This is a genomic window from Paraburkholderia sp. J8-2 (assembly GCF_905220195.1).
In the GTDB taxonomy this organism is placed as follows: Bacteria; Pseudomonadota; Gammaproteobacteria; order Burkholderiales; family Burkholderiaceae; genus Paraburkholderia.
Genome location: NZ_CAJMZA010000001.1, coordinates 685,267 through 709,621 on the forward strand (window position 1 = coordinate 685,267; position 24,355 = coordinate 709,621).

Sequence of the window (24,355 nt, forward strand, 5' to 3'; positions counted from 1 at the left end):
GCAAAAAAGCCCGCTTTTGCATCGGCAGAAAGCGGGCTTTCGGATTCGGCGAGAACGCGAGCCTCACGCTCGCGTTTGCCGGGGATCACTCCACCGAGAGTTGCAGGTGCAGTTGCGAGCGGGAGCCGCCGTCCATCGCGTCGCTTGCGGCGTCGCGGTCCGACTGCGCCTGCGGTGCGAGGCGCGCCGTCTCGATGTTGTCGAGGTAAGTGCTCGTGATGTCGCCGGTGATGTAGTCGCCGTCGAAGCACGAAGCCTCGAACTCCTTCAACTCCGGATTGATATCGCGCACGGCCTGCTTGAGCGAATCCACGTCCTGATACACGAGGTAGTCCGCGCCGATGATGCGCGCCACTTCGTCATCGGTGCGGCCATGCGCCACGAGTTCGCCGCGCGTGGGCATGTCGATGCCGTAGACGTTCGGGTACTTCACGGGCGGCGCCGCCGAAGCGAAGATCACCTTGGTCGCGCCGGCGTCGCGCGCCATCTGCACGATTTCCTGCGAGGTGGTGCCGCGCACGATCGAGTCGTCGATGATCAGCACGTTCTTGCCCTTGAACTCGATGCCCATGGCATTGAGCTTCTGGCGCACCGACTTCTTGCGCATGGCCTGGCCCGGCATGATGAAGGTGCGGCCCACGTAGCGGTTCTTGAAGAAGCCTTCGCGGTATTCCACGCCGAGCTTGTTCGCAACCTGCATGGCAGCCGGGCGCGACGAATCGGGAATCGGCATGACCACGTCGATCTTCACGTCGGGCAACTCGCGCTTGATCTTCTCGGCGAGATAGTCGCCCATGCGCAGGCGCGCGTTGTACACGGGCACGCCGTCGAGCACCGAGTCCGGACGCGCGAGGTACACGAGTTCGAAGATGCAGGGGTTCAGCGTCGGCGCCGTGGCGCATTGCTGCGAGTGGAAGTTGCCGTCGAAGTCGATGAACACCGCTTCGCCCGGGCGAACGTCGCGCACGAATTCGAAGCCGATGCCTTCGAGCGCCACCGATTCCGATGCGAGCATCCACTCGGTGCCTTCCGGCGTTTCCATCTTGCCGATGCACAGCGGGCGAATGCCGAACGGGTCGCGGAACGCGAGCAGGCCGTAGCCGGCGATCAGCGAGACGATCGCGTAGGAGCCGCGCAGGCGGCGGTGCACGCCCGAAACCGCCTTGAAGAGCGCCGCCGGATCGAGTTCGAGGCCGGTGGTGGCGAGCTGCACTTCGTGCGCGAGCACGTTGAGCAGCACTTCGGTGTCGGAATGGGTGTTGATGTGGCGGCGGTCCACACGGAACATCTCTTCCTTCAACTGTTGCCAGTTCGTGAGATTGCCGTTGTGGGCGAGGACGATGCCGAACGGCGCGTTCACGTAGAACGGCTGGGCTTCTTCTTCGCTCGACGCCGAGCCGGCCGTCGGGTAGCGCACCTGGCCGATGCCGCTGGTGCCGGGGAGGCTACGCATGTTGCGCGTGCGGAACACGTCGCGCACCATGCCGTTGGCCTTGTGCATATGGAACGTGCTGCCGTTCGCGGTGGCAATGCCGGCCGCGTCCTGACCGCGGTGCTGCAGGAGCAGCAGCGCGTCATAGAGGAGCTGGTTGACGGGAGAGCGGGAAACTACGCCTACGATGCCGCACATGGCAGGTCCTTCAAAAAAGCGAAATCGGTAGCGGGCCACCCCGGCTTGCATCACCGGTCGGGCGCCGCAAATGGGCAGTGTTGCCGGGAAGCTTCGCCTCGCATCGCGTCCGATCAGTTTCTGATCAGACGTGAACGTAGGCCGCGAGCGCCTCGGGCAACAACGGTTTCAGTTCGAGCACGCCCTGCACGGCATAAGGCCGCAGCAGCGCGTGGCGCCAGAAGTCCTGCTGGGGCAGCTCGGTCAGCCCGCCAAGGACGACGAGGATCAGCACCAGCACGACGCCTCGCACGAGGCCGAACATCATCCCGAGCGAACGGTCCACGCCGGACAATCCGCTCACCTGCACCAGACGGCCGATCAGTGCGTTGCCCACGCCGGCCACGAGCACCACGGCAATGACGATCAGCGCAAAGGCGATCAGCCATTGAGTGAGCGCCCCGCCCGGCCAGTTCGCCGGAATCCAGGGCACCACGTGGTCCACGTAGCGGCAGGCCACGAGCAACGCCGCGATCCAGCCAATCAATCCAAAAATCTCGCCGATCAAGCCGCGCCACGCACCGCGCAGCGCCGACAGGCCGATCACCGCCATTACAGCGTAGTCGAATGCGGTGAACATCGACGGCTTATTCCGCGTTGGCGTTCGAGCCCGCCATCAGGCCGGCGCCGCGCACCTTGGCGATCGCCGCCGTAGCCGAGGCGCGGTCCGGGAACGGACCCGCGCGCAGCAGCGTGCGCGTCGTGCCGTCCGCTTCCTTACGTTGCTCGGTATATGCGGGTACGCCCGCCGCTTTCAACTTCGTGACCCAATTGTTCGCCGTCGTGCTGTTCGAGAATGCCCCGAGCTGCACGGCGAAACGCGCGCCCGGGGGCGCCGCCGGCGTGCTGGTTCCGGCTTTCGCGCCGTTGCCTTCGCTGGTGTCGTCGCTGTCGTTGGCGGCGGTCGTCGTCGGTTTGCTGGTCGCGGCGACGGCCGTGCTGGCCGAAGCCGCAGGCTTGGCAGCGGGCTTTTGCGCCTGCGCAGTTTGTGTCGATTGAGCCGGAGCGGTTGCCGCCTGGGCGGGCTTTTTCGCTGGCGTTGCCGGCGTTTGATCCGTGTTCTGGGCGTTTTGCGTGGCCGCGGCGCCCGAAGCGGCCGCGAGACCCGATGCGCCAGGCGTCGCTTCAGCGGCTGCGGGATTGTCGGGGGCGACGCCGGCTTGCGTGTCTTCGGCGTCGTGTTGGCGCGCGGCGGCCTTGTCAGCCGGGCGGCTCGGAATGTCGATGGCGATGTCGTCGGTGACGGGCTTCGGGTGCGAATCGAGCACCATCGGCAGGATCACGATGGCCGCGAGCACCAGCGCGATCGCGCCGACGAGACGGCGGCGCGCGCGTTGCTTTTCAGGAAGCGTGGGGTCGAGCAGCATTGCCTCGGCGTCGCCAGACCGGTCCGGCCGGCGGCTGCGCCGCTCCACGCGCGCGCTCTGATTGCTGCGCCGGCTGGAGCCGGACTCGGTGCCGCGCCGGCGGGGCGCGTCAGCGTCATCTTTCTTGCCGAACGAGAAAATTCCCATGTATGGCTTGCTGTTGGCCTACCTGGCCTGTCTTACGTGGGCGGCGTGCGGGTGCCGGGCGGTCAGTGTTGCTGTGACTTTCGCCAGGCCATCACCCCGGCAACCGTCAGGAAACTTCCGAAAACAAGAATTCTATCATTTTCGGTAGCGCGTTTTAGCGCATCTTGAAACGCGGCAGCGGGGCTTTCATAGCGCGTCACGCTGCTGTCGGGGCCGTCAGTCACGCCCGCTTCGCGCAGCACTTCTTCGAGCTGTTCGGCCGTGGCCGCGCGCGGCAGCGGCAGATCGGTCACGCACCAGTGGTCGATCTCGCCCTTCAGGTGCTCGATCACGCCCGCAATGTCCTTGTCGCGCATCGCGCCGAACACGGCGTAGGTGTACGGGAAGTAGCCCATACTGCCGAGGTTCTGCCCCAGCACCGCCGCCGCGTGCGGGTTGTGGCCGACATCGAGAATGATCGAAGGCTTGCCCGGCAGCACCTGGAAGCGGCCCGGCAGTTCGACGTTGGCGAGGCCGAGGCGAATGTCCTGCGCGGAAACCGGCAGCCGGTCGCGCACCGCCTCGAGGCCCGCGAGCGCAGCCGACGTGTTGATCAACTGATTCGCGCCACGCAGCGCAGGATAGGCGAGCGCCGAGCGTCGCATCGTCGGGCCCACGTAGCTCCATTGCTGGCGCTCGCTGCCCGGCTGCCCTTCGTAGCGGAAATCGCGGCCGAAGAGCCACAGTTCGGCGCCGATCGCCTCAGCATGGTCGATGAGCGACTGCGGGGCCATCGGGTCCGCGCAGATTGCGGGCTTGCCCGCACGGAAGATGCCGGCCTTCTCGAACGCGATCTTCTCGCGCGTGTCGCCGAGGTATTCCGTATGGTCGAGGTCGATGCTCGTGATGATCGCGCAGTCGGTGTCGAGCACGTTGACGGCGTCCAGACGCCCGCCCAGACCCACCTCGAAGATCACGGCGTCGAGGCCGCGCGAGGCGAACAGATGCATGATCGCGAGCGTCGTGAATTCGAAGTACGTGAGCGTCACGGGCTTGGCGAGCGAATTGCGCGCCGCTTCGACGGCTTCGAAGTGCGGCAGCAGATCGGCGTCGCTGGCCTGCTGGCCGTCCACGCGCGCGCGCTCGTTGAACTCGAGCAGATGCGGCGAGGTGTGGCAACCCACGTGGTAGCCCGCCTTCAGCAGGATCGTTTCGAGAATCGCGCAGGTCGAACCCTTCCCGTTCGTGCCGCCCACCGTGAAGATCGGGCATGCGAACTTGAGGTCCAGCGCGTCCTTCACCTGACGGATGCGGTCGAGCCCCATGTCGATGCCGACCGGATGCGCGGTTTCAAGGTGCGTGAGCCACGCGTCGAGGGTGGGAAAGGTACTCATCGGGCTAGAAATTACCTGGTGCTGCGCGTGAGACGCCGCCTAAGGCGGCGGGTTCACACGAATGATCCGCTTCGAAAGAACGGCATTATCGCGGAAATGACAACGCGCCGCTTGCTTTCGCTCGCGGCGCGTTGGGTAAAGCGTTGCGGCTGCGGCTCGTGCGGCACCGCAGATCGCTCAATGCGAGGCTCAGGCCACCGCGTCGGCGGGCTGACGCTGCAGCAGCGCCAGCATTTGCGCGATTTCGTCGCGCAGCTTGCGGCGGTCCAGGATCATGTCGATCGCGCCCTTCTGCAGCAGGAATTCGGCGCGCTGGAAGCCTTCCGGCAGCTTTTCGCGCACGGTCTGCTCGATCACGCGCGGGCCGGCAAAGCCGATGAGCGCCTTCGGCTCGGCGATCACCACGTCGCCCAGGAACGCGAAGCTCGCCGAAACGCCGCCCATCGTCGGGTCGGTCAGCACGGAAATGAACGGCAGCTTGGCTTCGGCCAGTTTGGTCAGCATGGCCGTGGTCTTGGCCATCTGCATGAGCGAAAGCAGGCTTTCCTGCATGCGCGCGCCGCCCGAAGCCGTGAAGCAGATGAACGGCACTTGCTGCTCGAGCGCGTTTTGCGCGCCGCGCGCGAAGCGCTCGCCGACCACCGAGCCCATCGAGCCGCCCATGAACGAGAACTCGAAGCAGGCCACCACCACGGGCAGCGTGCGGATCGCGCCGCCCATCACCACCATGGCGTCGGTTTCGCCGGTATCGTCCATCGCCTCTTTCAGGCGGTCCGGGTACTTGCGGCTGTCCTTGAACTTGAGCGCGTCGACCGGAACGATTTCCTGGCCGATTTCATAGCGGCCTTCCGGATCGAGCAGGCCGTCCAGACGCTCGCGCGCGCCAATGCGCATATGGTGATCGCACTTCGGGCAAACGTGGAGATTCGCCTCGACGTCGTTGCGGTACAGGACCGCTTCGCACGACGGGCACTTGATCCACAACCCTTCCGGAATGCTCTTGCGGCTTTTCGGATCGGTTTGCTTGATCTTGGGCGGCAGCAGTTTGTCGAGCCAGCTCATTGATGTTCCTTCCTTGACCTTCGTGATGCGCGGGCGCGGTGGATCGGTCCCGTCAACCGATCGGTAAAACCGACCGGGTTCCGACCCCGACCGCGCATGGCGAAAAGTGGATTTTACAGCAGTCTCGGAACTAGCCGACAGAGACTTCATCCAACGCCGTTCGAATGCCCGTGATGAATTGCGTGAGCGCGTCGGCGGCCGTTTCCGGCGCGGCCTGTTCGAGCAACTGGACAATGCGGCTGCCGATCACCACGGCGTCCGACACCTGCGCGACGGCAGCGGCCGTTTGCGCATCGCGAATGCCGAAGCCCACACCCACGGGCAGCGAGACATGCTTCTTGATCGCCGGAATTTTACCCGCGATGCTCGAAACGTCGAGATTGGCTGCCCCCGTCACGCCCTTGAGCGAGACGTAGTAAACATAGCCGCTCGCCGCGGCGCCCACTTCGGCGATGCGCTCATCGGTCGAAGTCGGCGCGAGCAGGAAGATCGGATCGATGTCGGCGGCCTTCATCTTCGCCGCGAACTCGACCGACTCCTCGGGCGGATAGTCCACCACGAGCACGCCGTCCACGCCCGCTTCCTTTGCGGCCTGCGCGAACGCGTCGGCGCCCATGCGCTCGATGGGGTTCGCGTAGCCCATCAACACGACGGGCGTCTTGTTGTCGGTTTCGCGAAAGCGCTTCACGTCGGCGAGCACGCTCTTGAGCGTCACGCCCTTCTCGAGCGCGCGCTCGGACGACTGCTGGATCACGGGGCCGTCGGCCATCGGGTCCGAGAACGGCACGCCGAGTTCGATGACATCGGCGCCGCCGGCGGCCAGCGCGTGCATGAACTCGACCGTGCGCGCGGGATCGGGGTCGCCCGCCGTCATGAACGGGATCAGGCCTTTGCGGCCCTGGGCGGCGAGCGCCTCGAACGTGGTCTTGATACGGGACATTTCAGGGTCCTCAGCTTTTAGGCGTTACTGCGCGTGAGTCCGGCGGCGGCGCATCAGGCGCCGGCCGCGACGGCACTTGCGGCGGCCGCGCTGACGCGTTCGCGCGCGATCGCGCAGTAACTTTCGTTAATTTCATAGCCGACGAATTCGCGCTGTTGACGCGCGCAAGCCACTGCCGTGGTGCCGCTGCCCATGAACGGGTCCAGCACGCGGCCGCCCGGCGGGCAGCTCGCGAGCACCATGCGCTCGACGATCTCCAAAGGCTTCTGGGTGGGATGATCCACGCGCTCCGCGTGCTGGCGATGCAGCCGCGAGACGGACCAGACGTCCTTGGGGTTGTAGCCGAGCTCCAGCCACTTGCTGCCTTCGAACAACTTGCGCGAACGCGCCTTCTTCGTGACGGCATCGTACGGGATGCGGACGGGATCGAGATCGAAGTAATAATCCTTCGAAACCGCGAAGAAACCGATGTTGTCGTGCACCGAAGTGAAACGGCGCGTCGTGCCGCCCATGCTGGGTACGCGACGATCCCAGACGATCTCGTTGATCATCGTGAGTTTCGACTTGAGATAGACGAAGATCTCGGGCGCGTACTGCCACGTGCAGAACACGTAGAGCGAGCCCGTGGGCTTGAGCTTCGGAATCGCCAGGTCGAGCCATTCATACGTCCAGGCGAGAAAGTTCTCGCCCGAACGCATGTCGGAGTCGTTGCCGTAGTCCTTGCCGAGCCCGTAGGGCGGGTCGGCGACGATCAGATCGATCGAGGCGTCGGGCAGGTTGGCTGCATCGGTCAGAAAATCGCGGTTCAGGAGCCGGATGGTTTCCGGCACGACCGGCACCGTGGGCAGCACGGCTGCGTTGGCGACCGCTTCGGCGGCTTCCAGAGCAGCCGCTTCTGCGTTCACCTCGGCATTCACCTCGCCCACGGGCGCCGGCACTTCCGGCTCGTCGAACTCGTCACGCATCGCTTACGTCGCTCCGGGCGCTCAGAACTGGATGCCCGATCGCTCGGCGACCGTGTGCATGTCCTTGTCGCCGCGGCCCGACAGGTTCACCAGCAGGATTTTGTCCTTCGGCAATGTCGGGGCGAGCTTCGCCGCGTAAGCGAGCGCATGGCTCGATTCGAGCGCGGGAATGATGCCTTCGATGCGACAGCAGTCGTGGAAGCCCTTGAGCGCTTCTTCGTCGTCGATCGTGACGTATTGCGCGCGGCCGCTGTCCTTGAGCCACGCGTGCTCGGGACCCACGCCCGGGTAGTCGAGGCCCGCCGAAACCGAATGCGTCTCGATGATCTGGCCGTTCTCGTCCTGCAGCAAGTAGGTGCGATTGCCGTGCAGCACGCCCACGGTGCCCGCCGCGAGCGAGGCGGCGTGACGGCCCGTTTCCATGCCGTCGCCGGCAGGCTCGACGCCGATCAACTGCACCGAAGTGTCCTCGATATACGGGTAAAAGATACCCATCGCGTTCGAACCGCCGCCCACGCAGGCGATCACGGAGTCGGGCTGGCGGCCCGTCATTTCGGGCATCTGCACGCGGCATTCGTCGCCGATCACGCGCTGGAAGTCGCGCACCATCATCGGGTACGGGTGCGGGCCCGCCACCGTGCCGATAATGTAGAACGTGTTTTCGACGTTGGTGACCCAGTCGCGCATGGCTTCGTTGAGCGCGTCCTTGAGCGTGCGCGAGCCCGACTCGACCGGAACCACGGTCGCGCCCAGCAGTTTCATGCGGTAGACGTTGGCGGCCTGGCGGCGCACATCTTCGGCGCCCATGTAGACCACGCATTCCATGCCGAAGCGCGCCGCGATGGTCGCGGTGGCCACGCCGTGCTGACCCGCGCCGGTTTCGGCGATCACGCGCGGCTTGCCCATGCGCTTGGCGAGCAGCGCCTGGCCGATCACGTTGTTCACCTTGTGCGCGCCGGTGTGATTCAGGTCTTCGCGCTTGAGATAGATCTGCGCGCCGCCCAGCAGCTCGCTCCAACGCTGCGCGTGATAAATCGGCGACGGACGGCCGACAAAATGCTTCAACTCGCGCTCATATTCGGCGCGGAAGTCGGGATCGTCCTTGAATTTCGCGTAGGCGTCGCGCAGCTCGTCGATCGCCTGCATGAGGGTTTCGGCAGCAAAAACGCCGCCATAGGGGCCGAAATGGCCACGTTCATCTGGCAAATTGTACATAAGTCACTCGCTCGGCCGGACTTGGGAAGGCCCACGTTGCGTGGACCGTGCCGGCCAAAGGGGCATCCGCCCCGGATTCATCCCGCGTCCGCTTCGCGCACTGCGCGCACGAACGCCGCCATGCGGGCGTGATCCTTCACGCCCTTTGCGCCCGGAACCTCGATGCCACTGGAGACATCGACAGCGAACGGACGCACCTGGCGAATCGCATCACCGACGTTTTGCGCGTTCAAGCCACCACTCAAAACGGCCCGACGCGCGAGCCCTGCGGGAATAAGTGACCAATCGAAGACCTTTCCGCCGCCGCCGTAACCTTCGACATGGGTGTCGAACAAGAGGCCGCTGGCTGATGAATAACGATTAGCCGATTCTATCAAATCGGCTTGCTGAGTATCGGCCGCCACTCGCAGCGCGCGCAACCAGGGCAAACCGGCAACGGAAGCCAGCGACTCGCACTGCTCGGGCGTTTCGTCGCCGTGGAACTGGAGCATGGTGAGCGAGACGTTGCTCGCCACTTCGCTCATCCACTGCGGCGTGGCGTTCACGAAGAGACCCACGACCGAGACGAATGGCGGCAGGTCGTGCGTGAGCTCGACCGCCTGCGCCACGCTCACCGAGCGCGGGCTGGGCGGATAGAACACGAGGCCGACGGCGTCCGCGCCGAGATCGATGGCGTGCGCAAGCGCCTCGGGCGTCGAAAGTCCGCACAGCTTGATGCGGGTGCGGTGCGCGGGGGCGGATGGCTCGGCTGACGTCATGATCGTAAGTGCGGTGTCGGTCTCGATGATTCAAGCAGGCGGCGCTTCAGGCGCGGCCTTCGGGCGCGTCGCTCCAGATCGCGCTCCACGGCACGCTGGCCGTATGCGGCCCAGGGACCGCGAACTCATCAGGATAGCCTACCTGGGCGAGATAGAGGCCGTCGGGCATGAAGGTCGGCGCGGCCACGGTGCGGTCGCGCCCCGCCAGCACTTCAGCCATCCACGCGGCCGGATAGCGCCCTCGCCCCACGGCCACGAGGCAACCCATCAGGTTGCGGACCATGTGGTGCAGGAACGCGTTGGCGCGAAAGCGGAAGTGGATGAAGTCGCCCTGCGGCCGGATATCGATCTGGTACAGATGCTTCACCGGCGTCTTCGCCTGGCACTCGGACGAGCGAAACGACGAAAAATCGTGCTCGCCGATGAGATGCGCCGCCGCCTCGCGCATGGCATCGACGTCGAGCGGCGTGTGGATCCAGCCCGCCCGGGCCGCCAGCATCGGCGAGCGCACGGGGTTCACGTAGAGCACGTAGTAGTACGTGCGCTCGAACGCCGCAAAGCGCGCGTGGAACGCGTCGGGCATCGGCTTGGCCCACTGCACGGCCACCGTGGAGGGCAGGAACGCGTTGGTGCCGCGCACCCACGAGAACGGCGTGCGGTCGAGATCGGTGTCGAAATGCACCACCTGGCCGAGCCCGTGCACGCCCGTGTCGGTGCGCCCCGCGACGATGGTGGACAGCGGCACGGTGGCGAACTCGCGCAGCGCGCGCTCGAGCGCGTCCTGCACCGTCTTGCCGTGCGGCTGCGACTGCCAGCCGCAGAACGCGGCGCCGTCGTACTGGATTCCTAGCGCGATACGCATACGGCTTGCGGCAGCGTCACGAAAGCGGAGCGAGCGTCGACAGCAGCGCCTGCGCGTCGCTGCGCGTGGCGGGGTCGTTCGACTCGATCACTTCGTTGATGAGCGAGCGGGCGCCGGACACGTCGCCAAGCGCGATGTATTCGTGAGCGAGATCGAGCTTGTTGCGCGCGATGCGCGCGAGCTGCTCGGGCGTGAAGACCGGCAGCGGCTCCGCCGAATCGGGCGGCAGGTTCAGGTCGAAGTCGAGCGTGAGCGCGCCAAAACGCGGCGCGCCGAGGCCTGCGAGCGCGCCCGCGCCCGCCGTCCCCGCCTCGATGGCCTCGCCCGCCATCCGCGTCGGCGGCTCGAAGAACGGCGACGAGAGCCGCGCCGAGGCCTCGGGCGTGGCGGCCGGCTCGGTCGAGAGCGGCGCCGTGGGGATGACCGGCTCTCCGATACGCGGCGGCAGGGGCAGGTCGAGGCCCCCCAGCGCTTCGATTGCATCGTGCGGGAAAGCGATCGGAACTTCGGCGTAGCTCATGTCTTCTGCGGTGACTGCGGGTACTGACGGAATTTCAGGTGCGGCATGCGACGCCGGCGGGCGCTCGAAGCCTTCGGCAACAGGCGGCGTTTGCACGACGGGCGGCTCGGCCTCTGGCGCGTGCAACGTTTGCGCGGCTTGCGGAGCGCCATCGCCGAAATCCAGCGCGATATCGGGTGTTGCGGGCTTCTGGGCGCGCGCCGGCTCTTCCAGCGTGCGCGCCAGCGCCTCGGCGTCTTCGGCTGTGCGCGGCGCACCGATGCTTTCGGGCGGCAGCGCATCCGCGCCCAGGTCCGCCGCGACGGCGAGGCTTGCGGCTTCGGTCGCGTCGGCCAGCGTCTGCGATTCGCCCGCTTCGGCGCCGTGCGGCTGCTCATGTGCTGCGTGAGCTTCCTGCTCGATAGTCGGCTCGTGCGGCGTAGCAGGATGCAGCTTCTCGGTCAGCGTAGGCGGCAGCGCTTCGTCGTGCTCGAGCGGCACGGCCGAGACGGCGGGCGTAGGCACCGGCGTGATCGCAACTTCGTTCGCCTTGGGCGCAGGCGCATTCGCGCCGGCGTCCGGCTCCTCCGCTGCGTGCGCAATCGGCTCGCGCAACACTGGCGGCGCTTCGACCACAGGCGCGGCGGCTACAGCAGCTGCGGAGGACGTCGACGGCGTCGGCTCGTGCGCTTCGGGCGAGACGTCGGACGCCTGATCGACGGGTTGCTTGCGCTTGCGCATGAGCAGCCGCACAAACAACGCCAGCAGCGCGACGACGACCGCCGCCACGCCACCCATGGCGATCGGCGAGACTTCCGGTTGAGCGCCAGCCGCGCCGGCATTCGCTGCGCCGTTCGGCACCGGTGCGCCGCCTTGCGCGGCAGGCACACCCGCGGACGCGCCGCCCGCGGTTTGCGCCGGCTTGCCGATGCCGTGCTGCTGCAACGCCATCAGCACACGGTTCTTCAATGCGAGGAGTTGCTGGAGGCTGGAGACCTTCGCGCCTTGCGCCGGCGCGCCTGCCGCGCTGCTGGCCGGGGCCGCCTGGACCGAGCCGCTCCACACGTGCGCGTCGCTGGCCTCTGACACCGGCGCAGCGGCACTCGCGCTCGTCGACGCTCCGGAGGCGCCTTGCGCGGCCGCTTCGGGGCCGCTCGTCGCAACTGCCGCCGAAGCAGGTGCCGCCGTTGCCGCGGCTGCGCTCGCCGCACTTGCGCCAGCCGTAGCGGCAGCCGCCGCCGACGATGCAGCCGCTACCGCCTCGGCGGCGGCATTTGAAGCCGCGGAGGGCGTGCTGGCGGACGCTGCGGACGCTGCAGGCGCAACAGCCGCACTCGCCGCCGCCGCAGGCGCGCTGGCGGCAGCCGAAGCCGCGGCAGCCCCACCCGGGGCCGCCGTCATGCCCGCAGCCGCGCTGGAAACGTCCGGTGTAGCCGGCACGTTCAGCGTCGCGCCCACGCGCATGCGGCTGGGATCCTGCTTGATGAACGCATTGGGGTTCGCATCGAACAGCGCCTGGCTCATGCGCGCGAGCGTGGCCTTGTCGTGCGACTGCGTGAGGTCGACAGCCACGTCATGCAGCGACTGGCCGGGACGAACGGTGTATTGCCCCGCGACGCTCACCGCAGCGGCGGCAGCGGCGGCGCTCGCAGCGCCCGGCGCCGCACTTGCGCCGCCCTGCGCGGCGGCCAGGCCGCAGAACAGGAAACTCGCCGCCGCCACAGTGGCGCGGATCGCGCGCCGCCCTTGGGCGCGCTTCGCGCGAGGCGCGGCGGAAACAGAATCAAATCGAACGATCATCAGTTGCCCTGGCATACCGCTCTTGCGGCTGTCGATCAAATAGGAGTGTGCTTCGGGGCGATTGCATCGATACATGCGGTAAAAAGCATGCAATAAAAAAAGCGCCGCGACTGGCGCGGCGCTTTTCACCCTGTCTACGCGTCATTAGCCGCGTAGTTTAATTCATTCACTTGTCGAGCAGAATGCGCAACATGCGACGCAGCGGTTCCGCCGCACCCCACAGCAGCTGATCGCCCACCGTGAAGGCCGACAGATACTCGCCGCCCATGGCCAGCTTGCGCAAGCGGCCCACCGGCACCGACAGCGTGCCCGTGACCTTCGCCGGCGACAGATCGCGCATCGAAGCCTCGCGCTGGTTCGGCACGACCTTGACCCAGTCGTTGGCCGAGGCGAGGATGCCGTCGATCTCGTCGAGCGGCACGTCCTTCTTCAGCTTGATCGTGAGCGCCTGCGAGTGGCAGCGCATCGCGCCGATACGCACGCACAGGCCGTCGACCGGAATCGAGCCCGGCTGGCCCATGGCCGGCTTGCCGAGAATCTTGTTGGTTTCCGCGCCGCCCTTCCACTCTTCCTTCGACATGCCGTTGCCGAGGTCCTTGTCGATCCAGGGGATCAGCGAGCCCGCGAGCGGCACGCCGAAGTGCTCGGTCGGCATGGCGTCGCTGTTCATCGTGGCGAGCACCTTGCGGTCGATGTCGAGAATGGCCGACGACGGGTTAGCGAGGTCGCTCGCAACCGCTGCGTTGAGCGCGCCCATCTGCGAGAGCAGCTCGCGCATGTTCTGCGCGCCCGCGCCCGAAGCGGCCTGGTACGTCATGGCCGTGATCCAGTCGACGAGGTTTTCGCGGAACAGGCCGCCCAGCGCCATCAGCATGAGGCTGACCGTGCAGTTGCCGCCGATGAAGTCCTTCTGACCCTTGACCAGCGCGTCCTTGATGACGTCGAGGTTGACCGGGTCGAGGATGATGACCGCATCGTCCTTCATGCGCAGCGCCGAGGCCGCGTCGATCCAGTAACCGGTCCAGCCCGCGGCGCGCAGCTTCGGATACACCTCGTTGGTGTAGTCGCCGCCCTGGCAGGTGATGATGATGTCGCACTTCTTGAGCTCGTCGACGCTGTTCGCGTCCTTGAGCTTCGTCTCGTTTTTGGCGAACGACGGTGCCGCGCCGCCTGCATTGCTGGTGCTGAAAAACACCGGTTCGATCAGGTCGAAATCACGTTCTTCCTGCATGCGCTGCATCAGCACGCTGCCGACCATGCCGCGCCAACCTACGAGACCTACGTTCATGACTAACCCTTGAGATGGACACTTCCCCGCTTCGCTCGCCCGGCGTGGCCGCGCGGGGAAGATGAGCGGGCACGACGAGCGATCAACGAATGGTGATCGTTTTCGTAATCGTGGTTTTCGTGCTAATGGCGAGCGAAATCGCGCGGGCCGTGCCGCGGATGTTCGTAACAGTCGTGATCGGGGAGATCTTCGCCATCGAAGCAATATACACGAAACAGTTAATTTGCGCGGAAAAAACCATACTTTCCGCTATTTGCAGCACCGTTCTTCAGGCGCGCGAAACAAAAAAGGGCACGCCTGAAACGGCGTGCCCTTCATACGACGTTACAGCGCTGCGACCACTGCGTCGCCCATCGCCGCCGTGCCAACCTGCTTGCAGTCCGGCGTGACGATGTCGGCGGTGCGATAGCCTTGCTCGAGCACCTTCTTCACCGCGCTCTCGATACGGTCCGCCTGCTCCGGGCGGCCGAGCGAGTAGCGCAGCATCATGGCCGCCGAAAGGATCGTGGCGAGCGGGTTGGCAATGCCCTTGCCCGCGATATCCGGCGCCGAACCGTGCGACGGCTCGTACAGACCCTTGTTGTTCTTGTCGAGCGAGGCCGAGGGCAGCATGCCGATCGAGCCCGTGAGCATTGCGGCTTCGTCCGAAAGAATGTCGCCGAACATGTTGCCGGTCACGACCACGTCGAAGGCCTTGGGCGCCTTCACGAGCTGCATGGCCGCGTTGTCCACATACATGTGCGACAGCTCGACGTCCGGATACTCCTTCGAGACATCGATCATGATGTCCTTCCAGAACTGCGACGTTTCGAGCACGTTGGCCTTGTCGACCGAGGTCAGCTTCTTCTGGCGCTTCTGCGCAGCCTGGAACGCCACGTGAGCGATGCGACGCACTTCGGGTTCCGCATAGCGCATCGTGTCGAAGCCTTCGCGTGCACCCTTGAAGTTGCCGTCCGGCGCTTCGCGCGTACCGCGCGGCTGGCCGAAGTAGATGTCGCCGTTCAGTTCACGGACGATCAGGATGTCGAGGCCCGAAACGATTTCCGGCTTCAGCGACGACGCCCCCGTGAGCTGCGGATAGCAGATCGCCGGGCGGAAGTTCGCGAACAGTTCCAGATGCTTGCGCAGGCCGAGAATGGCCTGCTCCGGACGCAGCGCGCGCTCGAGCTTGTCGTACTTCCAGTCGCCCACGGCGCCGAACAGGATCGCATCGGCGGACTTCGCCAGCGCGAGCGTTGCGTCGGGCAGCGGGTGGCCGCTAGCCTCGTAGCCCGCGCCGCCAACGGGCGCCTCTTCCAGCTCGAACTTTTCGCCGAGTGCGTTGAGCACCTTCACGGCTTCCTTGACGATCTCGGGACCGATGCCGTCGCCCGGCAGCACTGCAATCTTCATCCTGTGATTCCTCGCTCAGTTGTTCGGTGTGCGCTTATCTGCGTTTGTTCGCCGCGTATCAAAGCACGCGGTTGTTCAGCCACGGCTGGCGCGCGAGGCGCTCGGCTTCGTACTGGCGGATCTTGTCGGCGTGACGCAGCGTGAGGCCGATGTCGTCGAAGCCGTTCAAGAGGCAGTAGCGGCGGAACGCGGCCACTTCGAACGGATATTCCTTCGAGCCGTCGGTCGTGCGCACGACCTGCTTGTCCAGATCGACCGTGAGCTGGAAGCCGTTGAACGCGTACGTTTCGTTGAACAGGTGATCCACGTCCGATTCGGACAGCACGATCGGCAGCAGGCCGTTCTTGAAGCAGTTGTTATAGAAGATGTCCGCGAAGCTCGGCGCGATGATCGCGCGGAAACCGTACTGGTCGAGCGCCCACGGCGCGTGCTCGCGTGAGCTGCCGCAGCCGAAGTTCTTGCGCGTGAGCAGCACCGAAGCGCCTTGATAACGCGGCTGGTTCAGCACGAAGTCCGGGTTCAGCGGGCGCTTCGAGTTGTCCTGGCCCGGCTCGCCGTGATCGAGATAACGCCACTCGTCGAAGGCATTCGGGCCGAAGCCGGTGCGCTTGATCGACTTGAGGAACTGCTTCGGAATGATCGCGTCGGTATCGACGTTCTCGCGATCGAGCGGCGCCACGACGCCGGTGTGTACGATGAATTTTTCCATGATCGTGTTGCCTTACCCGAGCTTGCGAATGTCGACGAAATGGCCTTCGATTGCCGCGGCGGCTGCCATGGCCGGGCTCACGAGGTGCGTGCGACCGCCCGCGCCCTGGCGGCCTTCGAAGTTGCGGTTCGAAGTCGATGCGCAACGCTCGCCCGGCTCCAGCCGGTCGGCGTTCATCGCGAGGCACATCGAGCAACCCGGCTCGCGCCATTCGAAGCCCGCTTCCGTGAACACCTTGTCGAGGCCTTCGCGCTCGGCTTGCGCCTTCACGAGACCCGAGCCCGGCACGACCATCGCGAGGCGGATGTTCGGCGCCACGCGGCGGCCGAGTTTCTTCACGACATAAGCGGCCGAGCGCAGGTCTTCGATACGCGCGTTCGTGCACGAACCGATGAAGATCTTGTCCGGCTTGATCGACTCGATCGGCGTATTCGGTTCGAGCGCCATGTATTGCAGTGCGCGTTCCATCGCGTCGCGCTTGACCGGGTCCTTCTCGCGCTCGGGGTCCGGCACGCGGCTGTCGACCGACGTCACCATTTCCGGCGACGTGCCCCACGTGACCTGCGGGACGATGTCGGCTGCAGTCAGTTCGACCACGCGGTCGAAGTGCGCGCCTTCGTCGGTGCGGAAGTTCTTCCAGTATTCGACGGCCTGATCCCACTCCGCGCCTTGCGGCGAGAACGGACGGCCCTTCAGGTATTCGATCGTGGTGTCGTCCACGGCGACCATGCCTGCGCGCGCACCGCCTTCGATCGCCATGTTGCACACGGTCATGCGGCCTTCCATCGTGAGGCCGCGGATCATCGAGCCGCCGAACTCCATGGCGTAGCCCGTGCCGCCCGCCGTGCCGATCTTGCCGATGATGGCGAGCACGATGTCCTTCGCGGTGCAGCCGCGCGGCAGTTGGCCCTCGACCTTCACGAGCATGTTCTTGCTCTTCTTTTGCAGCAGCGTTTGCGTGGCCAGCACGTGCTCGACTTCCGAGGTGCCGATGCCGTGCGCAAGCGCGCCGAACGCGCCGTGCGTGGACGTGTGCGAGTCGCCGCAGACGATCGTCATGCCGGGCAGCGTCGCGCCCTGCTCCGGACCCACGATGTGCACGATGCCCTGGCGCTGGTCGGCCATCTTGAACTGCGTGATGCCGAAGGCGTCGCAGTTCGAATCGAGCGTGTCCACCTGCAGCTTCGAGACCGGATCGGCAATGCCGTGGCTGCGGTCGGTGGTGGGCACGTTGTGGTCGGACACCGCCAGGTTCGCGCTGATGCGCCACACAGGGCGCTCATGCATCTTCAGGCCTTCGAAAGCCTGCGGGCTGGTGACTTCGTGCAACAGATGACGGTCGATGTAGAGAATCGTCGTGCCATCGTCTTCCGTGTGGACCACATGGGTGTCCCACAATTTGTCGTAGAGCGTCTTTGCCATGATGTGCGGGGGAATTGTTTGACTGCGGGGCAATACGGTTGTGTGAATCGATTATGCCACGCGAAACCCGCCCACTACAGGGCCTTTCCTGAAAAAAAGCGATAAAAAACAGTGAGTTGGGTGGTAGTCGCGATACCTGTATCAGCGTTACCCGGCGAGCGCGGGTGTCGTGGCGCAACCGTGTCGCGCCAAAGCGTGCGCACGTCGGGGGCTCGCTGCAGGGATTCGGGATGCAAAAAGAGATGCGCCGGCCCGACCACGACCGGCGCAAGTTGGTTACCGCTGTGAGAACGGTGAAACATGGGCTTCGGAATTCGCGACACAGGGGGAGCCGCGTCACCGACGTCCATACCTGTCTAACGGCAATTTGGCGCCAGGGTTTAATCGGGGCCAATGCCGCGCTCCAAAACGGTGCGCAAGCGCCATGGCAATTTAATTAGTCATCCTGATTTTCATGATGCTTCACCCACATCTGGCGGCCGTTTCCACCGGAGAGCGCACGAGTCGCCGGAACGGACACTGCCCGATCAGGCACGAGGTTTGCGAGACGAACCCGGCCGCATGGAATTCCTGTGATTTCATCGTACTCAATAAACAACGCCGCGGCCGGCCAGCCAAACTCGGAGGCTTCATGCCACTCGCAATCTGCATTGCGCAGCACAGAACAAGCAAAATAAAACCAACGGCGCCGCGCCGCTCGCGGGCCACGCAGCGTATGTCACTTGCCGCCATGGCATGCGCCCTCGTCGCGCTGGCCCCGCGCGCCGAGGCGCAAACCCCCTCGCCGCTTGGCGAATGGCAGTATTCCGCCGGCATTCCGCTCGAAAAGATGTTTGAGCCAAACCGTCCCGACTTCGAAGCGCGGCTTGGTGTGGGCGCGACTTTCGAACCGCGCTACGACGGCTCGGACCGCTATCACACCCTGGTCGGCCCGAGCATCGACCTGCGCTACAAGGACATCCTGTTCGGCTCGACGGGCGAAGGCTTCGGCGCCAACGTGCTGCAGGGCCCAAACTGGCGCGTGAGCGTCGCCGCGGCCTACGACCTCGGACGGCGCGGCCAGGACGACCCGACGCGGCTGTACGGGATGGGCAACATCAACCCGGCGCCGGAATTGAAGATCGCTGGCGAGTATGTGATCTCGAAGGACTTCCCGCTCGTGCTGCGCACCGCCTTCACGCGCAGCTTCGGCGGCTCGAATGGCTGGACTGCGGACCTCGGCGCCTATATGCCGCTGCCGGGCAGCAACGAGAACTTCTATTGGTTCGCCGGCCCCTCGGTCACGTTCGCCGATTCCAACTACATGCAGAGCTGGTTCGGCGTGACGCCGCAGCAGGCGGCTGCATCCGGTTACCGCCAGTACGACGCGAGCGCGGGCCTCAAGTCGGCCGGCTTCGGCATCACGATGGTCTACTTCGTCAACAAACATTGGTTCGTGAGCGCCGACGGCGCGATCAAGCGCCTGCTCGGCAGCGCCGCGCACAGTCCGATCATCCAGACGAAGACGGGCGGCGTTTGCGACGTTTCGATCAATTACCAGTTCTAGCGCTGCCGTGCGCTACCGGCAGCCAAGATCGTCGAACTCCTTCTCCGCGTCGCGGCGCTGGTTGTAGCGCTGCAGCGTGTTTTCCTGTTCCCCGTAGTGTCCGTAATTCGGCACGACGGCGTTCGCCTGATCGGTCCCTGCCGGTCTGAATGCGTGGTCATACTCCGCCGCAACCTCCTTGCAACGCCTCGTCAGATCGTTCGCCCGATCGCTCCTGGAAGGCGCGGTTGCCACGCCGAAGTTCTTCTGTAGAGGGCTCAGATATTGCCGCGACGTCGAGTCCGGTGCGGCGGGTTGCTCGACCGTCTGTGCTGAAGCGCGGCTCGCCAGCGTGAAAAGACAAAGTAGTACGAAGAGAATGCGGGCGGTCATGTTCGTCGGTCCGGAAAAAAGGCGGAATCGTATCCGCGTCGCACCAACTCACACGTGACCTGTGTCAAGCCACGGCGCTCATTCCCTGCTCATTCTTCGCCACTATGCTGACCCAATGGGCCAAAGGCCCATGAGGCCGGCTGTGCCCGCAAAAACCGCGCACGAAGGTCACATTCCTCTCTACGTTCAAAGGAACAACCATGCTTGCGCCGATCGTCACGGCCTCCTTCCTCGGTCAGCCCGCGTGGCTCTGGGTCGCCTTCCTGGCAGTGGTGATCGTGCTGCTCGCGCTCGATCTCGGCGTGCTGCACCGTGACGACCACGAAATCGGCATCCGCGAAAGCCTGTGGCTCTCGCTCGGCTATATCGTCGTGGGAGTGCTGTTCGGCGGCTTCGTCTGGTGGCAGCTCGGCGCGCAACCGGCCACCGAATACATCACCGGCTATCTCATCGAAAAATCGCTCTCGCTCGACAACGTGTTCGTCATCGCGTCGATCTTCGGTGCGCTCGCGGTGCCGCGGCAGCTTCAGCATCGCGTGCTGTTCTGGGGCATTGTCGGCGTGCTGGTGCTACGCGCATTGATGGTCGGACTCGGCGCGGCGCTCGTCACGCAGTTCGAGTGGATGCTGTACGTGTTCGGCGTGTTTCTTGCCGTGACGGGCGTGAAGATGCTGCTGGGCCCGAAGGAAGAGGCCAGCGTGGACGACAGCGCCCTGCTGCGCTGGCTGCGCCGCAAGCTGCCCGTCACGCCGCAGCTCGAGGGGCGCGCGTTTCTCGTGCGGCAAGCGCATCCGCGCACCGGCAAGCTCACGCTGCTCGCCACGCCGCTACTGCTCGCACTCGTGATGATCGAGTTCGCCGACCTGATTTTTGCTGTCGATTCGATCCCCGCGATATTTTCGATCACGACCGACCCCTTCATCGTCTATACGAGCAACATCTTCGCCGTGCTGGGTCTGCGCGCGCTCTACTTCGCGCTCGCGGCGATGGCGCACCGCTTCTATTACCTCAAGCATGCGCTCGCGCTCGTGCTCGTGTTCATCGGCGCGAAGATCTTTCTGGTGGGCATCATCGGCAAGATTCCCGCCCTGTTCAGCCTTGGCGTGACGGCAGCGCTGCTCGCGGGCGGCGTGGTGGTGTCGCTCGTCAAGACACACAAGCCGGAAGGCACGCTCGGCGCTTCATGAAGGCAAGCTGCGCGTTCCTCATTCTTCGCTCATTTTGCTCTGCGAGGATGGTTTCCATCGAGGCCGCGCTGCCCTTCAAGCAAGACGGCACGGGCCTCGATGACCTGTCACTCATCACGGAGCGCATCATGAAATGCCCCAACTGCCCTGACGTCACCCTCTCGCTCACAGAGCGTCAGGGCGTCGAACTCGACTACTGCCCGCAGTGTCGCGGCGTCTGGCTCGATCGCGGCGAACTCGACAGGCTGATCGAACGCAGCGGCACCCGGCAGTATCGCAACGAAGACGATGCACACGCATCGCGCCAGCATGGTTCGAAGCACGGCTCGCAACATGGCGCGCAACATGGCGACTACGCCCCGCGCCGCGCGCACGACAGCTACGGCGGCAACGGTCATCGCCGCAAGTCGTGGCTGCAGGACATCTTCGACTGAGCCACGGCTGCGCCAACCGTTCCATCGCCATCACGTTTTAAGAGGATTCCTGAACATGCGTACCTATACCTGCAACAGTCCGCAAGCCGCTGGCCGCATCGTCGCCGTCGCGATGCTCGCCGATGGCCACCTGAGCAGCGAGGAGCTGGCAGCCGTCCATCGCGCGCGCCTTGCCGACCGGCTCGGCCTCGCGCCGGGCGAATTCGGCGAAATCCTCAAGGGCCTGTGCGAGGACTTGCAGACCACCTCGCACCTGAACTGGAGCGACGCATGCAAACTCGACTCCGACGTGATGCAGCAAATCATGCGCGAACTCGACGACCCCGCGCTGCGCGCCGAAGTGCTGAATCTGTGCCATGTCGCGGTGTATTCGGACCGGCACGTTGCCGAAAACGAAGTCGCGCTGCTCGCTTCGCTTAGCCGCGCCTGGCAGAAGGAACCCTGGCAGCGCCTGCTGGCATAAGTTCGCGCGCAATGCGTGCCTTCCCCCATGCATTGCGCTATGCGGCGAGCCCCGCGCTCGCCGCGGTTTTTTACAGCGCGCAGTTCCTTGCGCGCTTTTTTTATTCGAACGTTCCGCCGCTCACGTGCAAACGGCCCAACCCAGCCCGCGCACGTTGCGGATCACCGCCTGTCCGAACTTGCGGCGCACGCTGTAAATCACGGCATCCACCGCGTTGCTTTCCACTTCCTCGCCCCAGCCATAAAGCCGCTCCTCGAGTTGCTGACGCGACAGGATCGCGCCCGGCCGCTCGAGCAGCGCGAGCATGAGCGCGTACTCGCGCGCGGAAAGGTCGTCGGACTGGCCGTCGAACGTGAGACGGCGCGCGTTCATGTCGAGCGTCACGCGGCCGCTGCCCATGGTCGGCGAGGCGAAGCCCGATTTGCGCCGCACCACGGCGCGGATGCGCGCGAGCAGTTCCTTGCTCTCGAACGGCTTCACGAGATAGTCGTCGGCGCCGAGATCGAGGCCTTCCACGCGCGTGTCCACGTCGTCGCGAGCGGTGATGATGAGCACGGGCGTGGCGTCTTGCGACTCGCGCAGGCCGCGCAACACGTCGAGCCCGCTCATATCGGAAAGACCGAGGTCGAGCAGGATCGCCGTGTACGAGCCGTCGCGAATCGCGGTGCGGCCGCTCTCGCCCGTGCGCACCCAGTCGACGCTGTATGACGCGTCCTTCAACGCGCGCAGCAGCGCGGGCCCGATCAGCAGATCGTCTTCGATCAGCAGAATGCGCATCGTGTCCGTCCTTTGTTTCGCATGCTTCCCGGAATTTTGCCTTACCGGCTTGCACCGGATTGGCGCGGCAACTCGATTCGCGCGACGATGCCGCGTTGCCCATCGCGCCGGTTCGCGAGCGTCACGCAACCTCGGTAGCTCTGCGCCACCGCCTGCGCGATGGCGAGGCCAAGGCCGCTGCCGTGCGCATCATGACCGCCTGCGCGGAAAAACCGGTCGAATACACGCGGCAAGTCGGCCTCGGCAATGCCGGGCCCGTTGTCGGTCACCTCGATGACAACGCCTGTGCCTTCGCGGCGCACCGCTACGTCCACATTCGCGCCTTCCTGACTGTAGCGGATCGCGTTGTCCACGAGATTGCGCACGAGCACGCGCATGTCGGTTTCGGTGGCGCGCACCGTCACGTCGTCGAGACACGTCACGCCCAGATCGACACCGCGCGAGTCGGCGAGCGGGAGCAGGTCAGCCAGCACGTCGGTGACGACCTGCGGCAGCGGCACCTCCGCCAGCACGCGTTGCGCACTGCCGATTTCGGCACGCGCAAGACCGAGCAGCTGCGAGACGAGCGCGCCCGTGCGCACGATGCCGCGCCGCAACTCCTCGAAACGCTCGGGGTACTGTTCGGGCGGCGCATTGCGCAGGTTGTCGATCTGCAACTGCATGGCGGAGATCGGCGAACGCAGTTCGTGCGCGGCATCGGCGATGAACATGCGCTCGGCGTTCACGAGCACCGAAAGGCGCTCGATCATGCGATTGATCGATTCGACGAAAGGCCGCAATTCGACGGGCGCCTGCCCGGCTTCGAGCGGTTTGAGGTCGTGCAGATCGACGTTCGCGGCGCGGTGCCCGATGCGCTCGAGCGGCCGCAGCGAAACGCGCACGGTCACGGCGATCGTGAGCGCGAGCAGCGGCAGCAGCGCGAGCATGGGCAGCAGGCTCCAGAACGCCACGCGCAAGGCGTTGCGGTTGCGCATGCTGCGCGATTCGGCCACCTGAATGTATTCGTCGCCGGCGGCGAGTGCGAACACGTCCCAGGCCTCGCCGTCATAGTCGATCGACGAGAAGCCGCTTTGCGCGCGCGGCAGCGCGACGTTCGCGTTGCTCGTGCGGCTCGGTGCTTCGCCGTCGCCCTCGGACCAGATCTGCACGACGAAATCGTCGGCGGGCGAGCGCTCGCCGCGCTCCGTTGCGCGATGGGGCACGCCCGTCTGAACGTGCGCGGCCGCGTCGCGCAAAGTCGTGTTGAACTCGGCGGCGAGACTGCGCACCACGAGGAAGGTGCCGAGCGCGCCCAGCACGCCGACGAGAATCGCGAGCGTGCCGATCGCAATGCTCAGGCGGCGATGCAGGGAATGCGCGGCGAAGAACATGGAGCGTCTCGGGTTGGGAGGCGCGCTCCATCATAAAGGATTCGCGGCGTGCGTTCGGCTGCCTGGTGGGGTTCAACGATGCCCGCCGCCCATGCCGCCTCCGCCCCCATGCCCCATGCCGCTCCAGACGCCGCCGTGTCCGCCATGCCCGCCATGAAAGCCGCCATGCATGCCTGACACCGGATGCATATGCGGGCCGCCCGGGAAGACATGATCCATGTGATGAAAGTGATGGAAATGGTCAACGAACACGAACGAGCCGCCCACGAATACCGGCGGCCACCAGCCATACCACGGCCCGGCGTAGTAAGCCGTCGCGTCGGGCCAGGCGACCGGATAGACGAGCGTGTCGTCGCTCTGCATGATCTGCCATGTGCCGTCGGGTTGCAGGCATGCGACGCCGCTGATCTGCTGCGGCGCGCCGTCGATCTCGGCGGTGCCGGTAACGGGGCGGCATGGCGCCCCTGACGGGTAAGACCCATACGCGGCCTGCTGCGACGCGACCGGCGTCGTACAGGCGCTCAGCAGGCAGGCCAGCACATTGAAGGCGAGAAGTTTGCGCATGATGTCGCCCCTCGCGATGGTCCGGCCTCGTGGCGCGCGGGTTGCGTGCCGGCGCCGTGAAGACTCCATCGGTACGCCTCGCACGCGGCGCGCGAATGTGTCGGCGCGCCAGCGTGTCATCTGCAAAACGAGGGGCGTGGCAGCACTATTCCTTTTCTGGTGCGCGCTCGGGGC

The 24,355-nt window shown here is 65.5% G+C and carries 23 protein-coding genes; 4 read left to right on the forward strand and 19 right to left on the reverse strand.

Annotated elements, in window-relative coordinates:
* Positions 1 to 85: 85 nt before the first annotated feature.
* The 15 genes from purF to leuC form a co-directional block, all read right to left on the reverse strand.
* Complete coding sequence (gene purF / locus U5A52_RS02970; protein ID WP_321933855.1) at positions 86 to 1,630, reverse strand: amidophosphoribosyltransferase; 1,545 nt, start codon at positions 1,628 to 1,630, stop codon at positions 86 to 88.
* 124 nt (positions 1,631 to 1,754) lie between these two features.
* The gene (locus U5A52_RS02975) at positions 1,755 to 2,249 is read right to left on the reverse strand and encodes a CvpA family protein (protein WP_201696134.1); all 495 of its coding nucleotides are present in this window, start codon (positions 2,247 to 2,249) and stop codon (positions 1,755 to 1,757) included.
* Between the two features lie 7 nt (positions 2,250 to 2,256).
* Positions 2,257 to 3,183, reverse strand: a complete 927-nt coding sequence (locus U5A52_RS02980) for an SPOR domain-containing protein (protein WP_321933857.1) — start codon at positions 3,181 to 3,183, stop codon at positions 2,257 to 2,259.
* 62 nt (positions 3,184 to 3,245) lie between these two features.
* Complete coding sequence (gene folC, locus U5A52_RS02985) at positions 3,246 to 4,556, reverse strand: bifunctional tetrahydrofolate synthase/dihydrofolate synthase (RefSeq protein WP_321933859.1); 1,311 nt, start codon at positions 4,554 to 4,556, stop codon at positions 3,246 to 3,248.
* Positions 4,557 to 4,745: 189 nt separating this feature from the next.
* On the reverse strand, positions 4,746 to 5,618 hold the full coding sequence (accD, locus tag U5A52_RS02990) for an acetyl-CoA carboxylase, carboxyltransferase subunit beta (protein WP_321909788.1): 873 nt from the start codon (positions 5,616 to 5,618) through the stop codon (positions 4,746 to 4,748).
* Between the two features lie 130 nt (positions 5,619 to 5,748).
* Positions 5,749 to 6,558 (reverse strand): tryptophan synthase subunit alpha, encoded by an 810-nt coding sequence (gene trpA / locus U5A52_RS02995; RefSeq protein WP_321933861.1) that lies wholly within the window; start codon positions 6,556 to 6,558, stop codon positions 5,749 to 5,751.
* A 53-nt stretch (positions 6,559 to 6,611) separates the two neighbouring features.
* Positions 6,612 to 7,523, reverse strand: coding sequence for a site-specific DNA-methyltransferase (locus U5A52_RS03000; RefSeq protein WP_321909792.1), 912 nt, complete (start codon positions 7,521 to 7,523; stop codon positions 6,612 to 6,614).
* A gap of 21 nt (positions 7,524 to 7,544) precedes the next feature.
* Positions 7,545 to 8,738: a tryptophan synthase subunit beta gene (gene trpB / locus U5A52_RS03005; RefSeq protein WP_321909794.1), complete on the reverse strand. Its 1,194-nt coding sequence runs from the start codon at positions 8,736 to 8,738 to the stop codon at positions 7,545 to 7,547.
* A 77-nt stretch (positions 8,739 to 8,815) separates the two neighbouring features.
* Complete coding sequence (locus U5A52_RS03010) at positions 8,816 to 9,496, reverse strand: phosphoribosylanthranilate isomerase (protein ID WP_321909795.1); 681 nt, start codon at positions 9,494 to 9,496, stop codon at positions 8,816 to 8,818.
* Between the two features lie 46 nt (positions 9,497 to 9,542).
* Entirely contained in the window at positions 9,543 to 10,358 is an 816-nt protein-coding gene (gene truA / locus U5A52_RS03015; RefSeq protein WP_321933863.1) for a tRNA pseudouridine(38-40) synthase TruA, read from the reverse strand.
* Between the two features lie 16 nt (positions 10,359 to 10,374).
* The gene (locus tag U5A52_RS03020; RefSeq protein WP_321933865.1) at positions 10,375 to 12,657 is read right to left on the reverse strand and encodes a FimV/HubP family polar landmark protein; all 2,283 of its coding nucleotides are present in this window, start codon (positions 12,655 to 12,657) and stop codon (positions 10,375 to 10,377) included.
* Between the two features lie 166 nt (positions 12,658 to 12,823).
* A complete protein-coding gene (gene asd / locus U5A52_RS03025) occupies positions 12,824 to 13,945 on the reverse strand; it encodes an aspartate-semialdehyde dehydrogenase (protein WP_321909800.1) in 1,122 nt (373 codons plus the stop codon).
* 324 nt (positions 13,946 to 14,269) lie between these two features.
* The gene (leuB, locus tag U5A52_RS03030; protein WP_321933867.1) at positions 14,270 to 15,337 is read right to left on the reverse strand and encodes a 3-isopropylmalate dehydrogenase; all 1,068 of its coding nucleotides are present in this window, start codon (positions 15,335 to 15,337) and stop codon (positions 14,270 to 14,272) included.
* A gap of 58 nt (positions 15,338 to 15,395) precedes the next feature.
* Positions 15,396 to 16,046, reverse strand: a complete 651-nt coding sequence (gene leuD, locus U5A52_RS03035; protein WP_158760568.1) for a 3-isopropylmalate dehydratase small subunit — start codon at positions 16,044 to 16,046, stop codon at positions 15,396 to 15,398.
* A 12-nt stretch (positions 16,047 to 16,058) separates the two neighbouring features.
* On the reverse strand, positions 16,059 to 17,468 hold the full coding sequence (leuC, locus tag U5A52_RS03040) for a 3-isopropylmalate dehydratase large subunit (protein WP_321909805.1): 1,410 nt from the start codon (positions 17,466 to 17,468) through the stop codon (positions 16,059 to 16,061).
* Between the two features lie 715 nt (positions 17,469 to 18,183).
* Between leuC and U5A52_RS03045 the strand changes: the two genes are divergently transcribed.
* A complete protein-coding gene (locus tag U5A52_RS03045; protein WP_321909808.1) occupies positions 18,184 to 19,014 on the forward strand; it encodes a MipA/OmpV family protein in 831 nt (276 codons plus the stop codon).
* A 12-nt stretch (positions 19,015 to 19,026) separates the two neighbouring features.
* Here U5A52_RS03045 and U5A52_RS03050 read toward each other — a convergent pair whose 3' ends face one another.
* Positions 19,027 to 19,386, reverse strand: a complete 360-nt coding sequence (locus U5A52_RS03050) for a hypothetical protein (protein ID WP_321933870.1) — start codon at positions 19,384 to 19,386, stop codon at positions 19,027 to 19,029.
* Between the two features lie 200 nt (positions 19,387 to 19,586).
* On the opposite strand from U5A52_RS03050, the gene U5A52_RS03055 reads away from it, so the two are divergent.
* The 3 genes from U5A52_RS03055 (at position 19,587) to U5A52_RS03065 (ending at position 21,470) form a co-directional block, all read left to right on the forward strand.
* Entirely contained in the window at positions 19,587 to 20,573 is a 987-nt protein-coding gene (locus U5A52_RS03055) for a TerC family protein (protein WP_321933873.1), read from the forward strand.
* A gap of 128 nt (positions 20,574 to 20,701) precedes the next feature.
* On the forward strand, positions 20,702 to 21,007 hold the full coding sequence (locus U5A52_RS03060; protein ID WP_321933875.1) for a zf-TFIIB domain-containing protein: 306 nt from the start codon (positions 20,702 to 20,704) through the stop codon (positions 21,005 to 21,007).
* A 55-nt stretch (positions 21,008 to 21,062) separates the two neighbouring features.
* Positions 21,063 to 21,470 (forward strand): TerB family tellurite resistance protein, encoded by a 408-nt coding sequence (locus tag U5A52_RS03065; protein ID WP_321909813.1) that lies wholly within the window; start codon positions 21,063 to 21,065, stop codon positions 21,468 to 21,470.
* 120 nt (positions 21,471 to 21,590) lie between these two features.
* Here U5A52_RS03065 and U5A52_RS03070 read toward each other — a convergent pair whose 3' ends face one another.
* From U5A52_RS03070 to U5A52_RS03080, 3 genes are all read right to left on the reverse strand, one after another.
* Complete coding sequence (locus U5A52_RS03070) at positions 21,591 to 22,247, reverse strand: response regulator transcription factor (RefSeq protein WP_321909815.1); 657 nt, start codon at positions 22,245 to 22,247, stop codon at positions 21,591 to 21,593.
* Between the two features lie 41 nt (positions 22,248 to 22,288).
* Positions 22,289 to 23,617, reverse strand: coding sequence for a HAMP domain-containing sensor histidine kinase (locus U5A52_RS03075; protein ID WP_321933877.1), 1,329 nt, complete (start codon positions 23,615 to 23,617; stop codon positions 22,289 to 22,291).
* A gap of 72 nt (positions 23,618 to 23,689) precedes the next feature.
* Positions 23,690 to 24,181, reverse strand: a complete 492-nt coding sequence (locus tag U5A52_RS03080) for a hypothetical protein (RefSeq protein WP_321933878.1) — start codon at positions 24,179 to 24,181, stop codon at positions 23,690 to 23,692.
* Positions 24,182 to 24,355: the final 174 nt, after the last annotated feature.

Excerpts from the sequence above, each read along its gene's own strand:
- U5A52_RS03075 (WP_321933877.1), bottom strand. The coding sequence starts at position 23,617 with ATGTTCTTCGCCGCGCATTCCCTGCATCGCCGCCTGAGCATTGCGATC.
- leuC (WP_321909805.1), bottom strand. The coding sequence starts at position 17,468 with ATGGCAAAGACGCTCTACGACAAATTGTGGGACACCCATGTGGTCCAC.
- truA (WP_321933863.1), bottom strand. The coding sequence starts at position 10,358 with ATGCGTATCGCGCTAGGAATCCAGTACGACGGCGCCGCGTTCTGCGGC.
- U5A52_RS03055 (WP_321933873.1), top strand. The coding sequence starts at position 19,587 with ATGCTTGCGCCGATCGTCACGGCCTCCTTCCTCGGTCAGCCCGCGTGG.
- folC (WP_321933859.1), bottom strand. The coding sequence starts at position 4,556 with ATGAGTACCTTTCCCACCCTCGACGCGTGGCTCACGCACCTTGAAACC.
- U5A52_RS03010 (WP_321909795.1), bottom strand. The coding sequence starts at position 9,496 with ATGACGTCAGCCGAGCCATCCGCCCCCGCGCACCGCACCCGCATCAAG.
- U5A52_RS02975 (WP_201696134.1), bottom strand. The coding sequence starts at position 2,249 with ATGTTCACCGCATTCGACTACGCTGTAATGGCGGTGATCGGCCTGTCG.
- U5A52_RS02980 (WP_321933857.1), bottom strand. The coding sequence starts at position 3,183 with ATGGGAATTTTCTCGTTCGGCAAGAAAGATGACGCTGACGCGCCCCGC.
- U5A52_RS03070 (WP_321909815.1), bottom strand. The coding sequence starts at position 22,247 with ATGCGCATTCTGCTGATCGAAGACGATCTGCTGATCGGGCCCGCGCTG.
- accD (WP_321909788.1), bottom strand. The coding sequence starts at position 5,618 with ATGAGCTGGCTCGACAAACTGCTGCCGCCCAAGATCAAGCAAACCGAT.
- U5A52_RS03080 (WP_321933878.1), bottom strand. The coding sequence starts at position 24,181 with ATGCGCAAACTTCTCGCCTTCAATGTGCTGGCCTGCCTGCTGAGCGCC.
- leuD (WP_158760568.1), bottom strand. The coding sequence starts at position 16,046 with ATGGAAAAATTCATCGTACACACCGGCGTCGTGGCGCCGCTCGATCGC.
- leuB (WP_321933867.1), bottom strand. The coding sequence starts at position 15,337 with ATGAAGATTGCAGTGCTGCCGGGCGACGGCATCGGTCCCGAGATCGTC.
- trpA (WP_321933861.1), bottom strand. The coding sequence starts at position 6,558 with ATGTCCCGTATCAAGACCACGTTCGAGGCGCTCGCCGCCCAGGGCCGC.
- U5A52_RS03000 (WP_321909792.1), bottom strand. The coding sequence starts at position 7,523 with ATGCGTGACGAGTTCGACGAGCCGGAAGTGCCGGCGCCCGTGGGCGAG.
- asd (WP_321909800.1), bottom strand. The coding sequence starts at position 13,945 with ATGAACGTAGGTCTCGTAGGTTGGCGCGGCATGGTCGGCAGCGTGCTG.
- U5A52_RS03045 (WP_321909808.1), top strand. The coding sequence starts at position 18,184 with ATGTCACTTGCCGCCATGGCATGCGCCCTCGTCGCGCTGGCCCCGCGC.
- U5A52_RS03050 (WP_321933870.1), bottom strand. The coding sequence starts at position 19,386 with ATGACCGCCCGCATTCTCTTCGTACTACTTTGTCTTTTCACGCTGGCG.
- trpB (WP_321909794.1), bottom strand. The coding sequence starts at position 8,738 with ATGTACAATTTGCCAGATGAACGTGGCCATTTCGGCCCCTATGGCGGC.
- U5A52_RS03065 (WP_321909813.1), top strand. The coding sequence starts at position 21,063 with ATGCGTACCTATACCTGCAACAGTCCGCAAGCCGCTGGCCGCATCGTC.
- U5A52_RS03020 (WP_321933865.1), bottom strand. The coding sequence starts at position 12,657 with ATGATCGTTCGATTTGATTCTGTTTCCGCCGCGCCTCGCGCGAAGCGC.
- purF (WP_321933855.1), bottom strand. The coding sequence starts at position 1,630 with ATGTGCGGCATCGTAGGCGTAGTTTCCCGCTCTCCCGTCAACCAGCTC.
- U5A52_RS03060 (WP_321933875.1), top strand. The coding sequence starts at position 20,702 with ATGAAATGCCCCAACTGCCCTGACGTCACCCTCTCGCTCACAGAGCGT.